The sequence below is a fragment of the Mediterraneibacter sp. ICN-202921 genome (assembly GCF_037890075.1).
GTDB lineage: Bacteria > Bacillota > Clostridia > Lachnospirales > Lachnospiraceae > Mediterraneibacter > Mediterraneibacter massiliensis.
The window spans coordinates 109,929-131,181 of the sequence record NZ_JBBKBE010000001.1; the positions used below are offsets into that span (position 1 = coordinate 109,929).

At 42.2% G+C, this 21,253-nt stretch carries 18 protein-coding genes; all 18 read left to right on the forward strand.

Annotated features, from left to right (window positions below):
- Positions 1-2: 2 nt before the first annotated feature.
- The 18 genes from miaB (at position 3) to WKT01_RS00620 (ending at position 21,221) form a co-directional block, all read left to right on the forward strand.
- Positions 3-1,448: a tRNA (N6-isopentenyl adenosine(37)-C2)-methylthiotransferase MiaB gene (miaB, locus tag WKT01_RS00535; RefSeq protein ID WP_340311299.1), complete on the forward strand. Its 1,446-nt coding sequence runs from the start codon at positions 3-5 to the stop codon at positions 1,446-1,448.
- 77 nt (positions 1,449-1,525) lie between these two features.
- On the forward strand, positions 1,526-1,942 hold the full coding sequence (locus tag WKT01_RS00540) for a putative ABC transporter permease (RefSeq protein ID WP_059069462.1): 417 nt from the start codon (positions 1,526-1,528) through the stop codon (positions 1,940-1,942).
- Positions 1,943-2,090: 148 nt separating this feature from the next.
- A complete protein-coding gene (mutS, locus tag WKT01_RS00545) occupies positions 2,091-4,742 on the forward strand; it encodes a DNA mismatch repair protein MutS (protein ID WP_445299680.1) in 2,652 nt (883 codons plus the stop codon).
- Between the two features lie 30 nt (positions 4,743-4,772).
- Complete coding sequence (gene mutL / locus WKT01_RS00550; RefSeq protein WP_117974236.1) at positions 4,773-6,770, forward strand: DNA mismatch repair endonuclease MutL; 1,998 nt, start codon at positions 4,773-4,775, stop codon at positions 6,768-6,770.
- 12 nt (positions 6,771-6,782) lie between these two features.
- The gene (miaA, locus tag WKT01_RS00555) at positions 6,783-7,748 is read left to right on the forward strand and encodes a tRNA (adenosine(37)-N6)-dimethylallyltransferase MiaA (protein WP_340311300.1); all 966 of its coding nucleotides are present in this window, start codon (positions 6,783-6,785) and stop codon (positions 7,746-7,748) included.
- 6 nt (positions 7,749-7,754) lie between these two features.
- Positions 7,755-9,050 carry a methionine gamma-lyase family protein gene (locus WKT01_RS00560; protein ID WP_340311301.1) on the forward strand — a complete coding sequence of 432 codons (1,296 nt, stop codon included), beginning with the start codon at positions 7,755-7,757 and terminating at the stop codon, positions 9,048-9,050.
- Positions 9,047-10,267, forward strand: a complete 1,221-nt coding sequence (locus tag WKT01_RS00565) for a BaiN/RdsA family NAD(P)/FAD-dependent oxidoreductase (protein WP_117974234.1) — start codon at positions 9,047-9,049, stop codon at positions 10,265-10,267. Before WKT01_RS00560 ends, WKT01_RS00565 begins: the two co-directional genes overlap by 4 nt.
- Positions 10,260-11,837: an NAD(P)/FAD-dependent oxidoreductase gene (locus WKT01_RS00570; RefSeq protein ID WP_340311302.1), complete on the forward strand. Its 1,578-nt coding sequence runs from the start codon at positions 10,260-10,262 to the stop codon at positions 11,835-11,837. Before WKT01_RS00565 ends, WKT01_RS00570 begins: the two co-directional genes overlap by 8 nt.
- Before the next feature lie 105 nt (positions 11,838-11,942).
- Positions 11,943-12,638 (forward strand): RadC family protein, encoded by a 696-nt coding sequence (radC, locus tag WKT01_RS00575; protein ID WP_340311303.1) that lies wholly within the window; start codon positions 11,943-11,945, stop codon positions 12,636-12,638.
- 22 nt (positions 12,639-12,660) lie between these two features.
- The gene (locus tag WKT01_RS00580; protein WP_059069475.1) at positions 12,661-13,680 is read left to right on the forward strand and encodes a rod shape-determining protein; all 1,020 of its coding nucleotides are present in this window, start codon (positions 12,661-12,663) and stop codon (positions 13,678-13,680) included.
- A gap of 1 nt (position 13,681) precedes the next feature.
- On the forward strand, positions 13,682-14,545 hold the full coding sequence (gene mreC / locus WKT01_RS00585) for a rod shape-determining protein MreC (RefSeq protein ID WP_059069477.1): 864 nt from the start codon (positions 13,682-13,684) through the stop codon (positions 14,543-14,545).
- A gap of 14 nt (positions 14,546-14,559) precedes the next feature.
- Entirely contained in the window at positions 14,560-15,093 is a 534-nt protein-coding gene (mreD, locus tag WKT01_RS00590) for a rod shape-determining protein MreD (RefSeq protein WP_340311304.1), read from the forward strand.
- Positions 15,094-15,130: 37 nt separating this feature from the next.
- Positions 15,131-17,962 carry a penicillin-binding transpeptidase domain-containing protein gene (locus tag WKT01_RS00595; RefSeq protein ID WP_340311366.1) on the forward strand — a complete coding sequence of 944 codons (2,832 nt, stop codon included), beginning with the start codon at positions 15,131-15,133 and terminating at the stop codon, positions 17,960-17,962.
- A 20-nt stretch (positions 17,963-17,982) separates the two neighbouring features.
- The gene (locus WKT01_RS00600) at positions 17,983-18,627 is read left to right on the forward strand and encodes a septum site-determining protein MinC (protein WP_340311305.1); all 645 of its coding nucleotides are present in this window, start codon (positions 17,983-17,985) and stop codon (positions 18,625-18,627) included.
- 34 nt (positions 18,628-18,661) lie between these two features.
- Positions 18,662-19,453, forward strand: a complete 792-nt coding sequence (gene minD, locus WKT01_RS00605; RefSeq protein ID WP_340311306.1) for a septum site-determining protein MinD — start codon at positions 18,662-18,664, stop codon at positions 19,451-19,453.
- Positions 19,454-19,463: 10 nt separating this feature from the next.
- Positions 19,464-19,676 (forward strand): cell division topological specificity factor MinE, encoded by a 213-nt coding sequence (locus tag WKT01_RS00610; RefSeq protein WP_059069483.1) that lies wholly within the window; start codon positions 19,464-19,466, stop codon positions 19,674-19,676.
- Positions 19,673-20,809, forward strand: coding sequence for an FtsW/RodA/SpoVE family cell cycle protein (locus WKT01_RS00615; RefSeq protein ID WP_059069484.1), 1,137 nt, complete (start codon positions 19,673-19,675; stop codon positions 20,807-20,809). Before WKT01_RS00610 ends, WKT01_RS00615 begins: the two co-directional genes overlap by 4 nt.
- Before the next feature lie 16 nt (positions 20,810-20,825).
- Positions 20,826-21,221 (forward strand): methylglyoxal synthase, encoded by a 396-nt coding sequence (locus tag WKT01_RS00620; protein ID WP_059070455.1) that lies wholly within the window; start codon positions 20,826-20,828, stop codon positions 21,219-21,221.
- Positions 21,222-21,253 lie beyond the last annotated feature (32 nt).

Here is a 21,253-nt window from a genome sequence, read left to right on the forward strand (position 1 = left end):
ATATGGATATTTTAGATTTAACAGGGATTGACCTGTCAAAAGAAGCACCGGAATGTGAACCGGAAAGACAATTTTATTTTATCGCAAAAGCAAGAGAACTTCTGCACGAGAAAGAACGAGAAGCAGGACGCAAGTTTACGTTCTGCGTGACTACTTTTGGCTGTCAGATGAATGCAAGAGATTCTGAAAAGCTGACAGGCATACTTGAACAGATAGGATATGTGGAGGAAGAGAATGAGGAAAAAGCAGATTTCGTTGTCTTTAACACATGCACTGTGCGTGAAAATGCAAATCAGAGAGTCTATGGACGGCTCGGTCAACTTAAGAGGATCAAGAAAAAGAATCCCCATATGCTGATCGCCTTATGCGGCTGTATGATGCAGGAACCCGAAGTCGTAGAGAAATTAAAACAAAGCTACCGGTTTGTAGATCTGATTTTCGGAACCCATAATATTTTTAAGTTTGCCGAACTTACTGTTGTATGCTTAGAATCCGGACGTATGGTGATCGATATTTGGAAAGATACAGACAAAATCGTGGAGAATCTTCCAAGTGAACGGAAATTTCCATTTAAATCAGGCGTAAATATTATGTTCGGATGTAATAATTTCTGTAGTTATTGTATTGTCCCTTATGTAAGAGGGAGAGAAAGAAGCAGAACCCCGGAAGCGATCATAGCGGAAATAGAAAAGCTGGTGGCGGATGGAGTAGTAGAAGTCATGCTTTTAGGACAAAATGTCAATTCATATGGGAAGACTTTAGACACACCTATCACTTTCGCCCAATTATTAAAAAGGATTGAGCAGATCGAAGGTTTGCAGAGGATCCGCTTTATGACTTCTCATCCAAAAGACCTATCTGACGAATTGATCGAAGTGATGGCACATTCAAAAAAAATCTGCCGTCATCTGCATCTCCCAGTGCAGTCGGGAAGCAGCCGTATACTGCAAAAGATGAACCGACGGTATACAAAGGAGCAGTATCTTGCGCTTGTAGAAAAACTAAAGATTGCGATTCCGGATATTTCACTTACGACAGATATCATTGTAGGTTTTCCGGGGGAAACAGAAGAGGATTTTGCAGATACATTAGATATTGTCAGAAAGGTTCGTTTTGACAGTGCCTTTACATTTATCTATTCAAAGCGTACCGGGACACCCGCTGCCGTGATGAAGGAACAGGTTCCGGAAGATACGGTCAAAAAACGTTTTGATCGGCTTCTGACAGAAGTGCAGGAGATCGCAAAGGAAGTGTGTTCTATACATAAAGGAACTGTACAGACGGTGCTGGTAGAGTCTGTTAATGAACAGGATCCTTCTCTGATGACCGGTCGTTTAAGTAATAATCTGCTTGTACATTTTCCGGCGTCATCTTCTGTCATCGGACAATTAAAAGAAGTAAAACTTACAGAATGCAAAGGATTTTATTATATTGGAGAACTGGTATAACAAGAACTTCCAACTATAATTTTAAAGAAAAACGTCCAAACTATGTATAGACTATACACATAGAGAGGACGTTTTTTGTGAAAAAAGTAAGCGAATATTTGTTTTTGTGGGCTCTTGGAGGGACACTTTATTATACATTTGAAATGTTGTTTCGCGGATTTTCACACTGGTCTATGTTTGTCCTTGGCGGTGTCTGCCTTGTATTCTGTGCACAGCAGGGAATGTGGACTGGATGGGAGCCGCCTCTTGTGCAGCAGGTATTTTGGTGTGCTGTGTTTGTAGGCGCATGTGAATTTATCACAGGGATTGTCGTGAATAAATGGCTGAGATGGCAGGTTTGGGATTATACAGACCAGCCTTTTCAGATCATGGGACAAATCTGCCTTCCTTTTCTGATTATTTTTTCGGCGCTATGCGTTTTTGGGATTTTATTGAGCGGCTACTTACTGCACTGGCTCTATGGAGAGAAAAAGCCTTGTTTTCATGTACTGTGAGGCGCAAATGATAGAAATTTTCAATCCCTTCATTGAACTGATTTTATAAAAATGCTATAATGAAATCTACTGCTGATACTTTATACAGCATGAAAGATTGTTATTTTTTAATGAAATACCGGAAAGTTTTGCAAAAAGGAGAATAGAAGTGGCTGAACTTACACCAATGATGAAACAGTATATGGAGACCAAATCTCACTATAAAGACTGTATTTTATTTTATAGATTAGGTGATTTTTATGAGATGTTTTATGAAGATGCTCTGACTGCATCGAAAGAACTGGAGATCACTTTGACAGGCAAAAACTGTGGACAAGAAGAAAGGGCACCCATGTGCGGTGTCCCTTATCATGCTGTGGAAGGTTATTTAAATAAGCTGGTATCCAAAGGCTATAAAGTGGCGATCTGTGAGCAAGTAGAGGATCCCAAACAGGCTAAAGGTATTGTAAAGCGTGAAGTTGTACGCATCGTTACGCCCGGCACAAATCTAGATACACAGGCACTGGATGAGACGAAGAACAATTATATCATGTGTATCGTATATATAGCGGACCGTTATGGCCTGTCTATCGCGGATATCACGACAGGCGACTATGTTGTGACAGAATTGTCGGACAGCGGTAAACTGTTTGATGAGATCTGCAAGTTCATGCCTTCCGAGATCATTTGCAATGAGTCATTTTATATGAGCGGTATGGATCTGGAGGATTTAAGAGAACGGTTTGGAATCACTATCTATGCGTTGGATGCCTGGTATTTTGATGATGCTATATGCAGAAAGAAGCTGTTAGAACATTTTAAAGTTTCTTCCTTTGCCGGGCTGGGACTTATGGATTACGACTGCGGCATCATCAGTGCAGGAGCATTGCTCTTGTATTTATTGGAAACACAGAAAAATTCTCTGTCTCATCTGACACATATTACCCCATATGCAACAGGAAAATATATGATGCTGGACAGTTCTACAAGAAGAAACTTAGAACTTTGTGAGACACTTAGAGAGAAACAAAAAAGGGGCTCTCTTTTGTGGGTGCTCGATAAAACAAAAACCGCAATGGGGGCACGCATGCTGCGCAAATATGTGGAACAGCCCCTCATCGACAAAAAAGAGATCGTCAAACGGCTAGATGCGGTAGAAGAATTAAAAGAACATACTATTTCCAGAGAGGAAATACGGGAATATCTGTCCGCAGTGTACGATCTGGAACGGTTGATCACAAAAATTACATATGGCACTGCCAATCCAAGGGATTTGACAGCTTTTCGGAGTTCTTTGGAAATGCTGCCCTCCATAAAATATATCTTGGAGGAGATGGAATCGCCCCTTCTTTTAAGTATCCGTGAGGATATGGATACGTTGGAAGATCTCTGTATACTTATCAGATCTGCTATTGCAGAAGAACCTCCTCTTGCTATGAAAGAAGGAGGCATCATCAGAGACGGATACAGCGATGAGGTAGATAGTCTGAGGCGAGCAAAGTCGGAAGGCAAGGACTGGCTGGCAAAAATGGAGAACAGCGAACGCGAAAAGACAGGAATCAAAAACTTACGTATACGCTACAATAAAGTATTTGGATATTATCTGGAAGTGACCAATTCGTATAAAGAACTTGTACCGGATTACTATACACGCAAACAGACACTCGCCAATGCAGAGCGCTATATTACTCCGGAATTAAAAGAACTTGAGGATACGATACTGGGTGCAGAGGATAAACTATATGCGCTGGAGTATGAATTATACTGTACAGTAAGAGATACGATCGCAGCGGAAGTGGAGCGCATACAGAGAACAGCAAAAGCAGTCGCCGCATTAGATGTATTTTCCTCGCTTGCTCTGGTAGCCGAGAGAAATCAATATGTACGTCCTTCTGTCAATGAGAAAGGGATCATCGATATTCAGGAAGGCAGACATCCGGTCGTAGAAAGGATGATCCCCAATGATATGTTTATCTCCAATGATACTTATCTGGATGATAAAAAACAGCGTATCTCCATCATTACCGGGCCAAATATGGCAGGAAAATCTACTTATATGAGACAGACCGCCCTGATTGTTCTGATGGCGCAGATTGGCTCTTTCGTCCCTGCTGCAAAAGCCGATATCGGTTTAGTGGATAGGATCTTTACTCGTGTAGGGGCTTCTGACGATCTGGCAAGCGGACAGAGTACTTTTATGGTAGAGATGACGGAAGTAGCAAATATCTTGCGCAACGCAACAAACAAAAGTCTATTGATCCTAGATGAGATTGGCAGAGGGACGAGTACTTTTGACGGGCTTTCTATTGCCTGGGCAGTGATCGAATATATCAGTGATACGAAGCTGTTGGGGGCAAAAACTCTGTTTGCCACGCATTATCATGAACTGACAGAATTGGAAGGAAAGATTGAAAACGTACATAACTACTGCATTGCTGTCAAAGAAAAAGGGGACGACATTGTATTTTTGCGCAAGATCGTCAAAGGCGGCGCAGACAAAAGCTATGGCATACAAGTGGCAAAATTAGCAGGAGTTCCGGATCTGGTGATAGAGCGGGCAAAAGAGATCGTAGAGGAATTAAGCGATGAAGATATAACGATAAGAGTAAGTGAGATCGCTTCCAAGGAACAGACTTCTAAGAAAAAAGTAAAAACAAAAAAATACGACGAAGTGGATATTGCACAGATGTCTCTTTTTGATACAGTAAAAGACGATGATGTTATAGAGGAATTAAAGAGTATTGATGTTACAAATCTAACGCCGATTGACGCTTTGAATACGATCTACCGACTTCAGAATAAACTGAAGAATCGTTGGTAATGCTCATAAATAAAGATCAGGAGGAATGCTATGCCGCATATAGAGGTATTAAATCAGCTGACGATCGATAAGATCGCTGCAGGGGAAGTTATAGAAAGACCTGCTTCTATCGTAAAAGAACTGGTCGAAAACGCGATCGATGCCGGTGCGTCTTTGATCACAGTTGAGATTAAAGACGGAGGAATCTCTTTTATCCGTATAACAGACAATGGAAGCGGCATTGAGAGGGAAGATGTCAGGAATGCGTTTCTGCGTCATTCTACAAGTAAAATTCGAAGCGTGGAGGATCTGGCACATATTTCTTCTCTCGGCTTTCGAGGAGAGGCGCTTTCAAGTATTGCCGCAGTAACGCAGACAGAATTGATCACGAAGACGAAACAGGAGAGTATGGGAACCCGTTATGTCATAGAAGGGGGACAGGAAAAAACGCTGGAAGATACAGGCGCACCTGACGGTACCACATTTCTTGTCCGTCAGCTCTTTTATAATGTGCCGGCAAGAAGAAAGTTTTTAAAGACGCCTATGACAGAAGCGGGACACATCCAGGATCTTCTTATGCATCTTTCACTTTCTCATCCGGAGATCGGATTTCAATTTTTAAATAACGGACAGGAAAAATTAAGGACCTCGGGAAATGGGAAATTAAAAGATGTCATCTATCAGATCTATGGCAGGGACATTGCTGCTAATCTTCTGGAGATAGACTTTGAAAAAGATGGTTTTCGCATGACCGGATATCTAGGTAAACCGGTTATTACAAGAGGAAATCGAAATTTTGAAAATATATTTGTGAACAGCAGATATATAAAAAGCGCCATGCTGTCTAAAGCCATTGAAGACGCATACAAAGATTTCGTCATGCAGCATAAATTTCCTTTTGTCGTTCTCCATTTTCATGTAGAGGGAGAAAAGGTGGACGTCAATGTGCATCCGACTAAGATGGAACTGCGCTTTCAAAAGCAGCAAGAAATATATGGTGCTGTATTTGAAGGGATCCACAGACAGCTTTTAGAACCAGAACTGATCCAGACAGTAGAAGTTCCACCCGCAGCAGTGCCTGAAAAAACAGCTGAGCGCTCGGACGTTGCACATGTAGAAAGTCCGTTTCTGCTGCGGCCCAAGTCTAAACCCGCAGCTGCTGAAGTTAAGGATGAGGAATACTTTATCCGCAAAATGCGGGAACGTGTCACCGCATACCACCAGCGTCAGTCTAGTGCAGAAGTGCCGGATAAAGAGAGTATATTTAAACCCTCTGTGCAAAAAGAACGGATCTTAGAATCTGTCAGACAGGCAAAAAAACAAGAGACAAAAGAAATATTGCGTGAGAACGGTACATATTCCAGTCAGCCTGATAAGGAGTGTAGGCAAGAATCAGATGACAAATCGTCTGCACAAAATCCCAAACAGCTTGACCTGTTTGAGGAAAATCTGTTAAAAAGAGAAAAAAAAGCCGAATACAAATTAATCGGTCAGGTTTTCAATACATACTGGCTGGTGGAATTTCAGGATACGCTCTATATTGTTGACCAGCATGCCGCTCATGAAAGAGTATTGTATGAAAAAACCTTAAAAAATATGAAAAGCAGAGAATTTACTTCTCAATATTTAAGCCCTCCTATTATTTTAAGTCTGTCCATGCAGGAGGAAGAAGCCTTGAAGGAAAATATGGAACGCTTTCAAAAGATCGGATTCGAGATAGAGCCCTTTGGTGGGGAGGAATACGCTGTCCGTGCTGTGCCGGATAATTTGTTCAGTATCGCAAAAAAAGAACTGCTTATGGAAATGCTGGATGCTCTGTCAGATGGTGTTAAAACAACGATGACGCCAGATTTAATAGATGAAAAGATCGCCTCCCTTTCCTGCAAAGCAGCAGTAAAAGGAAATAACCGGCTTTCAGCGCAGGAGATGGATGTTTTGCTGGGGGAACTTCTTACGCTGGATAATCCTTATCACTGTCCACATGGAAGACCAACGATCATTGCTATGTCGCGCCGGGAATTGGAAAAAAAATTTAAAAGGATTGTATGAGGGTAAGCAAAAATGTGCAAAAAAAAACCACTGATCATATTAACCGGGCCTACGGCTGTCGGAAAAACAGAACTTTCCATCCGTCTTGCCAAAGCAGTGAATGCGGAAATCATTTCGGCAGATTCTATGCAGGTATATCGTCACATGGATATTGGTTCGGCTAAGATCAAGCCTGAGGAGAGGCAGGGGATCATACATCATTTGATCGATGTGCTTAATCCGCAGGAGGAATTTAATGTCGTAACATTTCAAAAAATGGCAAAAGAGGCTGTAAACGCTATTTATGAAAAAGGAAAAATACCACTTGTCGTAGGAGGAACTGGATTTTATATCCAAGCGCTCTTAAAAGACATTGACTTCTCGGAAGAACAAAGCGACAAGCTATACAGAGAACAACTCCGGAAGACGGCAGAAGAAAAAGGAAGTGCATGGCTGCACGCCATCTTAAAAGAAACAGATGAAAAAGCAGCAGACCAGATTCATGTAAATAACACAAAGCGGATCATCCGTGCCTTAGAATACTATCATCTGACCGGAGAAAAAATATCAGAGCACAATGAAAGAGAACGAGAAAAAATCTCGCCATACATGGCTGCTTACTTTGTGTTGACAGACGACAGGGAGAAACTTTACACACGAATTGACCAACGTGTAGATAAAATGATGGAAGAAGGGCTTTTAGAGGAAGTACAGCGATTAAAGGCAATGGGACTGGACAAGAGCATGGTGTCGATGCAGGGACTTGGGTATAAAGAACTGCTTGCTTATCTAGACGGAGAACTTACTTTAGAGGAGGCTGTCTATATCATCAAGCGGGATACACGCCATTTTGCAAAACGCCAGATTACATGGTTTAAGCGGGAACAGGAAGTTATCTGGCTTAACAGGCAGAAGTTTGCCTGTGATCAGACGGCGATCTTAGAGGAAATACTCCATGTCCTGCGAATCAAAAAAATAATAGAGGATAAAGAGGAATAAAAGAAAATGACAGATATGGAAAAAATGTACCAGGAACTTGGGATTTCAAAAAAGGTATGGGAGTTTGGAGAAAAAGTAGAAAAAAAGTTGGCAGAACGCTTTCAGGAATTTGACAGGACAGCAGAGTATAACCAGCTGAAAGTGCTGCATGCCATGCAGAAGAATAAAGTAAATGAAGCTTGCTTTAACTATGTCAGCGGCTATGGCTACAATGATATGGGAAGAGATACGTTAGAAGCAGTCTATGCAAGTACCTTTCATACAGAGGCTGCGCTGGTACGGCCGCAGATTACCTGCGGCACACATGCTCTTGCCCTGGCTTTATCTGCAATCTTGCGTCCAGGGGATGAACTTTTGTCTCCTGTAGGAAAACCATATGATACATTGGAAGAAGTAATCGGTATACGACAATCCAAGGGATCACTTGCGGAGTATGGGATCACTTACAAGCAGGTAGAACTTTTGGAAGACGGATATTTTGACTATCCTGCCATTGAAAGAGCACTAAATGATCGTACCAAACTGGTGACGATTCAGCGCTCTAAGGGGTACCAGACTCGTCCAAGCTATTCTGTGGAAAAGATCGGCGAACTCATTGCTTTTATCAAGGCGCGCCGTCCGGACATTATCTGCATGGTGGATAATTGCTACGGAGAATTCGTAGAGCGCATAGAGCCAAGCGATGTGGGTGCAGATATGATCGTCGGTTCCCTGATAAAAAATCCGGGCGGCGGACTTGCGCCTATCGGCGGATATATCGCAGGAAAAGAAGAGTTGATCGAATCCTGCGCATACCGCCTTACTTCACCGGGACTTGGCAGAGAAGTCGGAGCAAGTCTTGGTGTGATGACTTCTTTTTATCAGGGTTTTTTTCTGGCTCCGACGGTTACTTGCGGCGCACTCAAAGGAGCTGTATTTGCAGCCAATATTTATGAACAGCTGGGATACACAGTGGTTCCGGACGGGAAGGAATCTCGTCATGATATCATCCAGGCTGTAAAGCTTGGCACACCAGAAGGGGTTATTGCTTTCTGTAAAGGAATCCAGGCGGCTGCACCGGTAGACAGTTACGTCAGTCCGGAACCATGGGCAATGCCGGGCTATGACAGTGATGTGATCATGGCGGCAGGCGCATTTGTACAAGGTTCCTCCATTGAATTAAGCGCAGACGGACCGATCAAACCGCCTTATGCAGTATATTTTCAGGGGGGACTGACCTGGTATCACGCAAAACTTGGAATACTAAAATCCGTGCAGGCAATGCTGGATGCAGGGGTTTTAGAGGAGGATAGAGTAGTATGAAGATCGCTGTGATCGGAGGCGGCGCATCCGGAATGATGGCGGCAGTCGCCGCAGCCTCAGAAGGGGCAGATGTTTTTATTGTTGAACAAAAGGAGCGGATCGGCAAAAAACTTTTATCTACAGGAAACGGCAGATGTAATTTTACAAATCTGCGCCAGGAGCCTGTGTTTTACCATTCGGAAAACACACAGTTCCCATGGCATATCATAGAAAAATTCCATGCACAGGATGCAATCTCCTTTTTCCTGCAGCTCGGAGTTTACTCCAGAAACAAAGACGGATATTTATATCCACATTCTAATCAGGCGAGCGCTGTGCTGGATGCTTTCCGCATGGAATTAGAACGGCTACATGTAGAGATTAAGACACAGACGAAATGTCTGGAGATTCTGCCGTCCAAGAAAAATTTCTGCATACGGACAGATAAAGGAAATCTCTACGCCGATAGGGTCATTTTAGCGGCGGGATCGAAAGCAGCGCCTTTTACCGGTTCTGACGGTTCTGGTTATACTCTGGCAAAACAGCTGGGACACCGGATTGTTCCGGTACTGCCTGCGCTGGTTCAGCTGCATTGCAAGGAAACGTTTTTTAAGAGTCTCGCAGGTATTCGTGCAGAGGGAAAAGTATCTCTCTATGTGAAAGATGTGTGTATTGCGCAAGAAACTGGGGAGATCCAGCTGACAAATTACGGCATATCCGGTATTCCGATATTTCAGGTCAGCCGCTATGCATCGAACGCGCTTTATCATGGACAGGAAGTAAAAGCTGTCTTAAACTTTATGCCTGCTTTTTCAGAGGATACGTTTACTGCTTTTCTGACTGCCCGTATCCAGGCGCGCCCTGAAAAGACGACGGAAGAATTCTTTATCGGGCTTTTTCATAAAAATCTGGCGCAGCTTTGGGTAAAATTAAGCGGCGTACCACGTACGAAAAAGGTAAAAGACTGGACAAAAAGAGAACTTGCCGTCTTTGTCCGTTTGATTTTGCATTTCACAGTGACCGTCACAAAGACAAATGGTTTTGAGCATGCACAGGTTTGCGCGGGCGGCGTAGATACACGGGAGATCGATGCAGATACGCTGGAGTCTCTGTATGTTCCAGGACTTTATTTTACCGGAGAACTTCTCGATGTAGATGGCGCAACAGGCGGTTATAACCTGCAGTTTTGTTGGGCGTGCGGACAAATTGCAGGAAAGGAGGCTGCTAAGAGTGCTTAGGATACATCAATTGAAAATGAAAGAAGTCCATACGCCGGATGACATACGGCAAAGATTGCTGAAAATACTTTCTGTCAGTTCTTCTGAATTGCTACATTATGAAATTCGAAAGAAATCACTGGACGCACGCAGAAAACCAGAATTGTTTTTTGTATATACGATCGACTTTTCTGTCAAACAGGAGGAAAAACTGCTGAAAAGAATGAAAGGAAAAGTCAGCAGAGTAACAGATGTTGTCTATCCAATCGTAAAGAAAGCAGATAGACAGCTTGACTTTCGTCCGGTTGTGACGGGGAGTGGACCTGCAGGATTATTCTGTGCATATCTGTTGGCGCAGGCCGGTTTATGCCCCATTATACTGGAGAGAGGCGGCTGCGTAGAAGAACGAAAAAAGGCAGTAGAACGATTCTGGCAAACCGGGGTTTTGGATCCGCAGTCGAATGTCCAGTTCGGAGAAGGCGGCGCCGGAACTTTTTCTGACGGAAAGCTGAATACACTTGTAAAAGATACCTTTGGGAGAAATCGTTATGTATTGGAAACCTTTGTAAAATTTGGAGCACCTGAAGATATCCTCTATGAACAAAAACCGCATATTGGTACGGACATACTGATACAAGTCATAAAAAATATGAGAAATGCCATCACTGAATTGGGTGGGGAAATCCGTTTCCACCATACGCTGACAGGAATTGATCCAAAACAGAAACAGATCCAGATCAATGGAGAAAAATGGATGGATGCCAAGATACTGGTTCTGGCTCTTGGACACAGCGCAAGAGATACATTTGAAATGTTATATGAGCAAAAGTTATCTATGGAAGCAAAATCTTTTGCAGTAGGCGTGCGTATCGAGCATCCTCAGAAATGGATCGATACATGGCAGTATGGAAGAGAAGACAGAAGAGAGCTCTCAGCAGCTTCCTATAAACTGGCGGAAAAGCTTCAAAACGGCAGGGGAGTGTATTCTTTTTGTATGTGCCCGGGCGGTTATGTAGTCAATGCTTCTTCTGAAGAAGGATATCTGGCAGTTAACGGGATGAGCTATCATGGACGTGCTGGAGACAATGCCAACAGTGCCATTGTCGTTACGGTATCACCTGAAGATTTCGGGAATTCTCATCCATTGGCAGGCATGCATTTTCAAAGAATGTTGGAGAAAAATGCATGGCAGGTCGGAGGAGGGAAAATACCCGTACAGCGTTTGGAAGATTTCTGTGGAAATAAAGCCGGCACAGCCTTCCATGCTGTGCATCCAAATATGAAGGGCGCATACTCTTTGGCAAATGTCCGGCAGATCTTTCCTTGTGAACTTGCTCGGTCTATCGAACAGGGGATACAGATGATGGACAAACGGATGCATGGTTTTGCAGACGGGGACGCGCTGTTATCAGGTGTGGAAAGCCGTACATCTTCACCCGTGCGGATTGTCAGAAATAAAAACTTTACAAGCAATATACCCTGGATCTATCCATGCGGAGAAGGCGCCGGATATGCCGGAGGTATTACTTCCGCTGCCATGGACGGTATGAAAACAGCAGAAGCTGTCCTGAAAGTTCTATCAATTCAGTAGGTTTTTTATGAGATTCTTCACAAAAAATTAAGAATGGAAACCTATACATGATTTTTAAATTATGCTAAAATAAATCATTGTATTGTGACATCACAGCAAAATGAAATGACACATACGAATACGATCAAACAAATGTACAGTGAAGAACGTCCATATGAAAAGTGTGAACAGTTTGGAGCAGGCAATCTGACAAACGTAGAGCTGCTTGCAGTTTTGCTGCGTACAGGCACGAGAGGGGAAAACTCGATCCAGCTGGCAGAAAAGCTCTTGCATCCTGTTTTTGCCCAGGAAGGTATTTTAAATATCCATCAGTGGTCTATGGAACAGCTCATGCAGGTAAAAGGGATCGGCAAGGTAAAAGCCATACAGATCTTATGCCTGTCTGAACTTGCCAAACGTCTGTCAAAAGCATCGGCGCATACCGGATTAAATTTCTCTACGCCTTCCTCGATCGCACAGTATTATATGGAAGATATGCGGCATTTAAAGCAGGAGAGTATGAAACTGCTGCTGCTGAATACAAAGGTGAAATTGATCGGTGAGACGAATATTTCGAAAGGAACCGTCAATGCCTCTCTTATATCACCAAGAGAGTTATTTGTGGAGGCACTGCAGAAAAATGCCGTTTCTATTATTCTCCTGCATAATCATCCAAGCGGAGACCCTACTCCCAGCAAAGAAGATATCCTGGTGACCAGACGGATCCGAGATGCAGGTGAATTGATCGGGATAGAACTGCTCGATCACATCATTATTGGAAATAACTGTTTTGCCAGTTTAAAAGAAAAGGGGTTTATATAGGAACTTAAAGAAGGGGTTATAAATGGCGAGAAATGTCTATGGTTTAGATTTGGGGACATATGAAATAAAAATATATGATAAGAAAAAAGATGAGATCCGCAGGGAAAAAGATGTCATTGCCATGAAAGACAAACATTATGTTTTTTCCACAGGAGACAGTGCCTATGAAATGTACGAGAAAGCGCCAGAAAACATTCAGGTTGTTTTTCCTATGAAAAATGGGGTGATCGCGCATTTTGATGATATGCAGTATCTACTAGAGAGTCTTTTAAAAGGAGAACGGGCTTCTTCCCGCTGCGAATATCTTGTCGCTGTGCCTACAGATGTAACAGAAGTAGAAAAACGGGCGTTTTATGATCTTGTTTTTCACTCGGCGGCAAAAGCAAAATCCGTAAAGATTGTGGAACGGGGTATAGCGGACGCCATTGGATATGGTGCGGATATATGGAATGAAAAGGGAATGATGATCGCGAATTTTGGAGGTGGAACAACAGAAATTTCTGTATTATCCAGCGGCGGCATCGTTTTAAACCGTCTTGTAAAAATCGGCGGAGAACATTTTGATATGTCTGTCTTAAACCTGGTCCGCCATCACAGGGATTTTCTGATCGGCAGAATGACAGCTGAAAGACTTCGCAGGGAATTCGGTGTATTCGATCAGGAAACGAACGCCTCCCTTACTGTCTCAGGCAGAGATCTTGTCCAAGGGGTACCTCAGGAGAAGGCTATTTCTATAGGTCTTGTAAGAGCAGCGATGAAAGAACCTCTGGAGGTCTGTGTAGAAGCGATTCGTTCCATGTACGACAGAACACCGCCGGATGTGCGCAGAGGGATTGAAAAGAATGGGATCTATCTCACAGGAGGATTGGCAAATTTAAGGGGGCTTTCTACATATCTGCAAGAGAGTACTGGTTTGCCTGTTACAACAGCAAAAGATCCGGAGCTTTGTGCAGTAAGAGGCTTGAAGACGATCATATTGAATAAAGAATTCAGGAAACTGACATATTCCATGTTAGATGAAGATTATAGGTGGTTAAGATAAAATGAAAAAGAAGAATCAGACTTCCGGAACAAATAAATACTGGTTATTGGGACTTTCTCTTCTCTGCATTACGCTTATGCTTCTTTCTGTTTTTTCCGAGAAAACAAAAGGACCATTTAAAGTATTAGCAAATATTACTGTCATTCCTATGCAGCAAGGCTTCAATCAGATCGGCGGCTGGCTAAACGATATGAGTGAAAATTTTGAGACACTTTCTCAAGTACGTGAAGAAAATGAAAAACTGCAGGCAAGGGTTGATGAACTTGTTACAGAGAATAATAATCTGCAGGGGGAGAAGTACGAATTAGAACGTCTTCAGGAATTGTATCAGTTGGATCAAAGTTATGCTGATTATAGCAAAACTGCCGCCCATGTGATCGGTAAAGACGCAGGCAACTGGTTCAGCACCTTTACTATTGATAAGGGAAGTTCTGATGGGATCAAAAAAGATATGAATGTTATGGCAGGGAGCGGTTTGGTCGGTATCGTGACCGAAGTTGGACCTACCTGGGCAACAGTCCGTTCTGTCATTGATGATTCCAGTAATATAAGCGGCATGGTTCTTTCTACCTCTGACCGCTGTATCGTAAACGGAGACCTGACACTTATGAATGAGGGGAAACTTCGTTTTGAACAAATGGAGAACAATGAAAATACAGTGGCTGTAGGAGATCAGATCGTAACATCCTATATCAGTGACAAATACTTGCAAGGAATTTTGATCGGCTATATCAGTGAAGTTAATGTAGATTCCAATAATCTGACTCGTTCCGGGTATATCACACCGGCAGTTGATTTCAAAAATCTGCAGGAAGTTCTGGTCATACTGACAACCAAGAAAGACCTGACAGGGGAAAGTAAATAGAAGGAGCTGTGTATATGAAAAAGATAAAGATAAAGCGGGGAGTCATAACAGCTGTTCTGATATTCGCCTGTTATCTGCTTCAGTGTACCGTATTTTCTTCTTTGGAGCTCGCAGGCATCAAACCCAATCTCATGATCATCCTGACATCTTCAATAGGATTTATGAGAGGTTCAAAGGAAGGCATGCTTGTCGGTTTTTTTTCCGGTCTGCTGATCGATATCCAATTTGGATCCATAATCGGAATGTATGCGTTGATCTATTTGTTGACCGGATATATCAACGGACTTTTTATGCAGATGTACTATGATGAGGATATAAAACTGCCGCTTTTTTTAATAGCAGCAAGTGAATTTGTATTTGGACTGGTTGTTTACTTCTTTATGTTTATGCTGCGCAGCGAGTTCTATTTCTGGTTTTATTTGAACCACATTATTATTCCAGAACTTATTTATACTATCGTGATAACACTTGGATTGTATCCGCTGATCTTATTTATCAATCACAGACTGGAAGCGGAAGAAAAAAGGAGTGCTAGTAAATTTGTTTAGAGATACTTTGGACCGTATAAAAGATGGAATCATACAGATGTTTAGATCACGGCTTTTCGTGCTGCTTTTCGTGTTTTCCATCATGTCTGTCATTTTAGCGGGCAGATTATTTTATCTCCAGATTATAAAGGGAGAAGACTATCTGGAAAACTATGAACTGACTATCCGCAAGACAAAAGAGATACCGGGAACCCGGGGAAATATTTATGACCGAAACGGAAATCTGCTGGCCTATAATGAACTTGCATACTCTGTAACGATCGAAGACAATATAACGGCAAATACTGTAACCGAAAAAAATGAAATCTTAAACGGAATACTAGATTCTGTACTGTCCATCGTAGAATCCCACGGTGATTCCGTTATCAGTGATTTTGGTATCGTGCTGGATGCTGCCGGAAATTATGAATTCTCTCAAACCGACGAAACACTACGGCTTCGTTTTGTGGCAGATGTATACGGTCTGGCTACGATCGATAAGCTGACAGAAAAACAAAAAAAACAATCTGCGGAAGAAATTATACATTATCTTTGTACAGATGAAGTTTATGGATATGGACTGGATGATAAAAAACTGGAAAAAGAATATATCCTGAAAATGGTAAATATGCGTTATGCCATCAATCTAAACAGTTTTCAAAAATATATTTCCACTACACTGGCGTCAGATGTAAGTGAAGAGACTGTGGCAGCAATCATGGAAAATAAAGATTCCCTAAACGGTGTAGATATAGAAGAAGACTCTCTGAGGCGTTATACGGACAGTAAATATTTTGCTTCTATTATCGGATACACTGGAAAAATCTCACAAGAAGAATACGATGCTCTCGATAAGTCGGATAAGAAAAAGTATTCGCTTTCAGATATAATCGGAAAATCTGGACTGGAACAGACGATGGATGAAACACTTCAGGGAACAAAGGGAAAGACAATTTTTTATGTGGACAGTATGGGCAAGGTAACAGAGACGGTGAGTACTACAGAGCCTGACGCCGGAAATGATGTATATTTGACGATCGATAAAGACCTGCAGGAAAAAACATACCAGCTTCTGGAAGAAAAACTTGCCGGTATCATCCTTTCCAAACTGCATGATATCTTGGATTATGATCCAAGTACGGCTGAAGATGCCAAAGATATCATCATTCCTATAGGGGATGCCTATAATGCCTTTATTGCAAACGAAATCGTCGATGAAACACATTTTGGAGCAGAAGACGCGAAACCTGCCGAAAAGGCGGTCTATGCTGTATTTGAGGAAAAAAGAGCTTCTGCTGTACCGGAGATTATCCAATATATGCAGGATGCAGATGCAGCTCCTTACAATGAACTTTCTTCTGAAATGCAGGCTTATCTGGATTATGTGTCGATTGACGTACTCCTGAAAGATAAAGGAATCTTGATAAGTGATGCGATCGATACAAATGATGAAACATATCAGGCATGGACAAAACAAGAAAATATCAATTTGTATCAGTATTTAAATTATGCGATTTCACAGAATTGGATTGATACTTCTAAACTAAGTGATTATGTTTCAGAAGAAAAATATTCGGATTCTGCGGAAATTTATCAGGGGATTTTAAGTTTTTTGCAAGATTATTTAGTTTCGGATATGAATTTCGACAAACTTCTCTACAAATATCTTATAAAATCAGGTAGTATCAGTGGTGCACAGATCTGTGCCATTGTGTATGAGCAGGAAGTTCTTCCTATGGATGAAGCATCTTATAATGGACTTTTGGACGGCAGTGTGAATTCCTATTCCTGGTTATATGGGAAGATAGAAAATCTGGAAATCACTCCCGGACAGCTGGCGCTGGAGCCGTGTACAGGCTCTGCTGTAGTCAGCGATCCAAATACCGGTGAGGTACTCGCCTGTGTTTCCTATCCGGGATATGACAATAACCGTCTTGCCAATACAATGGACTCGGAATACTATAATAAACTGGTTACAGGACTGTCACGCCCATTCTATAATAATGCGACACAGGAACGCACAGCACCCGGCTCCACATATAAAATGGTTTCCGCTGTTGCAGGTCTGACGGAAGGTTATATTGACGCAGACACGCTGCATTATTGCAACGGAGAGTTCTCCGAAGTAACACCGAGTCCACGATGTTGGTCTTATCCAAACGGACATGGGGATCTCAATGTAGTCGGAGCGTTGGATGTTTCCTGTAATGTGTTTTTCTATGAATTGGGATATGATATGAGTCTGGATGCGGAGGGCAATTATGATAGTGACAGGGGAACAGATACACTAGCAAAATATGCAAAACAATTCGGTCTGGGAGAAAAATCCGGACTGGAAATTCCTGAATCAGAACCGCAGATATCAGATGAATACTCTATCCTCTCTGCCATAGGACAGGGAACAAATAACTACACTGTAAGCCAGTTGAATCGTTATGTAGCCACTGTTGCAAACCGCGGAACAGTATATGATCTGACATTGCTGAAGAAAACGACAGATTCAGACGGAAAGATAATCAAAGAGTATGAACCGGATGTGGCGGGCACCATGGATGGAGTCAGCAGCAATACATGGGATCTTGTCCATCAAGGTATGATCGACATGGTGGCAAGTACTCCAAGTTTCAGTGGACTTGAAGTGACAATGGCAGGAAAGACCGGTACAGCACAGCAAAGTGATCTGCACCCGGATCATGCTCTTTTTGTCGGTTTCGCTCCGGCAGAAGATCCAGAGATCGCTATTGCAGTCCGGATTGCCAATGGATACAACTCTGGATATACGGCTGAGATTGGGCGAGATATCGTTAGGATCAAATATGGACTTTCCGGTTCTGATGAACTGATCACTGGTTCAGCAGCAGAATTAGGAACAGCGCTCGCGGGGGATTAATAAAGGATGTGATGGTATATATGGACAGACTGGTATCCATCAAAAGCAGTCGTTACGGAATGGAGATTCATTTAGATCCGAAGGCTCCCTTTGGTGAACTGATGAGAGCACTTACTTTGAAACTAAAGAATTCTACTCGTTTTTTTGAAGGAGCACATATGGCTCTTTCACTGGTAGGGCGTTCTCTTTCAAAAGAAGAAGAACAAAATGTTTTGGAACAGATTTCTGCCTTAACAGGAATTGAAATCGTATGTATCATTGAACAGGACAAACAAAAAGATCAAATGTACAAAAGCATTGTAGAACAAACGCTTTCTAATATTTACAAGAAAGATGGACAATTCTATAGAGGTACTTTGAGTAAAAGGCAAGTATTAGAATCCGATTCCAGTATTGTGATCTTAGGAGATGTGGAGTCTGGAGCCAGAGTGGTCGCCAAAGGAAATGTCGTAGTCGTTGGCGGACTTTCCGGCACTGTAAAAGCCGGTGCTTCAGGAGACAGGAATGCTTTTGTCGCTGCATTGTCTATGCAGCCTAAACAACTTTGTATAGGAGAAATAGAGGCAAACTGTCAAAGGTTCCATAAAGAAAATCTCTCCATAAATGGTCCGAAAATCGCATTCATAGATGGAAACCATATTTATCTCGATCCACTTGTAGAGTGATCAAAGGAATAAGAAGTTGTAGGAGGAAAAAGACATGGGCGAAGTGATTGTCATTACATCAGGAAAAGGCGGCGTTGGTAAAACGACGACAACAGCAAATATAGGCATTGGGCTATCGCGGCTTAACAAAAAGGTGATCGTAATAGATACAGATTTAGGACTGCGTAATCTGGACGTTGTCATGGGATTAGAAAATAGGATAGTATATAATCTGGTGGATGTCATAGAAGGGAGCTGCCGCTTGAAACAAGCTTTGATCAAAGATAAACGCTTCCCGGAGCTGTATCTGCTTCCTTCTGCGCAGACGAAAGATAAAACAAGCGTCTCACCGGAACAAATGAAAAAATTGATCGAAGATCTTCAAAGTGAGTTTGATTATATTCTTTTGGACTGTCCGGCAGGAATCGAACAAGGATTTCAAAATGCGATCGCCGGAGCTGGACGTGCTATTATCGTAACAACCCCTGAAGTATCAGCTATCCGGGATGCAGATCGTATTATCGGACTGCTGGAAGCAAAAGGGATCAAAAATAATTCTCTTTTGATCAACCGTCTGCGAATAGATATGGTAAAGAAGGGAGATATGATGTCTGTGGAAGATGTCACAGAAATACTTGCTATTGATTTATTAGGCGTAATCCCTGATGATGAAAAGGTCGTGATCGCTACGAATCAGGGAGAGCCTGTTGTGGGAGAGGACAGCCCTTCCGGACAGGCCTATGAGAAAGTATGCCGCAGGCTCTTAGGGGAAGCGCTCCCGATCACAGATTTCTCTCATGCAGAGGGACTGCTTGCCAGATTTTCTAATCTTTTCAGGAAAAATTAGGAGGTCTTACATGAATGCGCCATCTGTTTTTGTTGCAAAAGAGAGACTGAAAAATCTGCTGAATGCAGACAGGATACACTGTACAATGCCCGACGCGTGTGAACGCTTATCGTCGGATCTTTATCACACAATTTCAAAATACATAGAAATAAAACCTGAAAATTTTGATATAGAGATAACACGTACAGATATACATATAAAATATACAGGAGAAAATCATTGAAATTAAAGTTTTACCTTCAGAATATCAAACAGCGGTATCATATAAAAGAATATAAGTTTAGCCTGGTCATCCTTGTGCTTATCCTATCTATTATAGGTATTTTTATGGTGGGAAGCGCAAGACCGGATCTGCAGACAAGGCAGATCGTGGGTGTATTTATCGGGATTGGCGCTATGGTAGTTATTTCTTTGATCGATTATAAATGGATCTTGAACTTTTATTGGCTCTTATATGTCATAAATCTTCTCTTTCTTATCGCAGTACCTATATTCGGAATCTCTGCAAATGGTGCCAAGCGTTGGCTGGATATCGGTATTACACAATTTCAGCCCTCTGATCTGACAAAAATACTGATGATCCTGTTTTTTGCAAGATTTTTGTCTGACAGAGAAGCTGCTATAAATGACAAAAAGACGATCCTGCAGGGGATTGCTTTGATTTTTCCTTCCCTGCTTCTGATCTTTAAGCAGCCAAATCTGTCCACTACGATCTGTATAGGAGCGTTGTTTTGTGTCCTAATGTATATGGCAGGGCTCAGCTACAAATTTATAGGAACTGTCCTTGCGATCGTAATCCCCACAGGGGCTATTCTTTTTGCGGCAGTCATTCAGCCAAATCAGCCGTTTCTAAAAGGGTATCAGCAGAATCGTATCCTTGCTTGGCTGGAGCCGGAAAAATATGAATCAGAAGAAGCGTATCAACAGCTAAATTCTATCCGGGCGATCGGTTCTGGACAACTTTCTGGAAAAGGATATAATAATGATTCCAGCGTGTCCGTAAAGAATGGAAATTTTGTTTCAGAGCCTCAGACAGACTTTATTTTTGCCATCATCGGAGAAGAATTGGGATTTGTGGGTTGTTGTATAGTCATAATTTTGCTATTATTAATAGTGATAGATTGCATTTTGATAGGATTAAAGGCAAAGGATACGGCAGGGCGCATCATCTGCGCCGGCGTTGCCGCACTGATAGGGATCCAGAGTTTTATCAATATCAGTGTGGCTACTATGATCTTCCCCAATACAGGGATATCTCTTCCGTTTGTAAGTTATGGTCTGACTTCTGTCGTTTGTTTTTTCATGGGAATAGGTTTTGTTTTAAATGTTGGCTTACAGCCTAATAAATATCAATAGAGGAGAGAAGAGGCATATGAACATAGGATTAGTAGCACATGATGCGAAGAAGAAACTGATGCAGAATTTTTGTATCGCATACCGTGGGATATTGAGCAAACATTCTTTGTTTGCCACAGAGACAACCGGCGTTCTGGTGGAAAGCGTAACGAATTTAAGCATCCATAAGTATCTTGCAGGACACTTAGGCGGGAAGCAGCAGCTTGGAGCACAGATCGAACATAATGAGATGGATCTGCTTATCTTTTTCCGTGATCCGCTGACTTCACGTTCCCACGAACCAGATGTCAATGATATCGTAAAATTATGCGATATGTATAATATTCCGATCGCAACGAATATTGCAACGGCAGAGGCTTTAATTCTAGCATTGGACAGAGGAGATTTAGACTGGCGTGAAATGTACAGATAACAGCAGGAATTTAAGAAAAAGACAGGTGATGA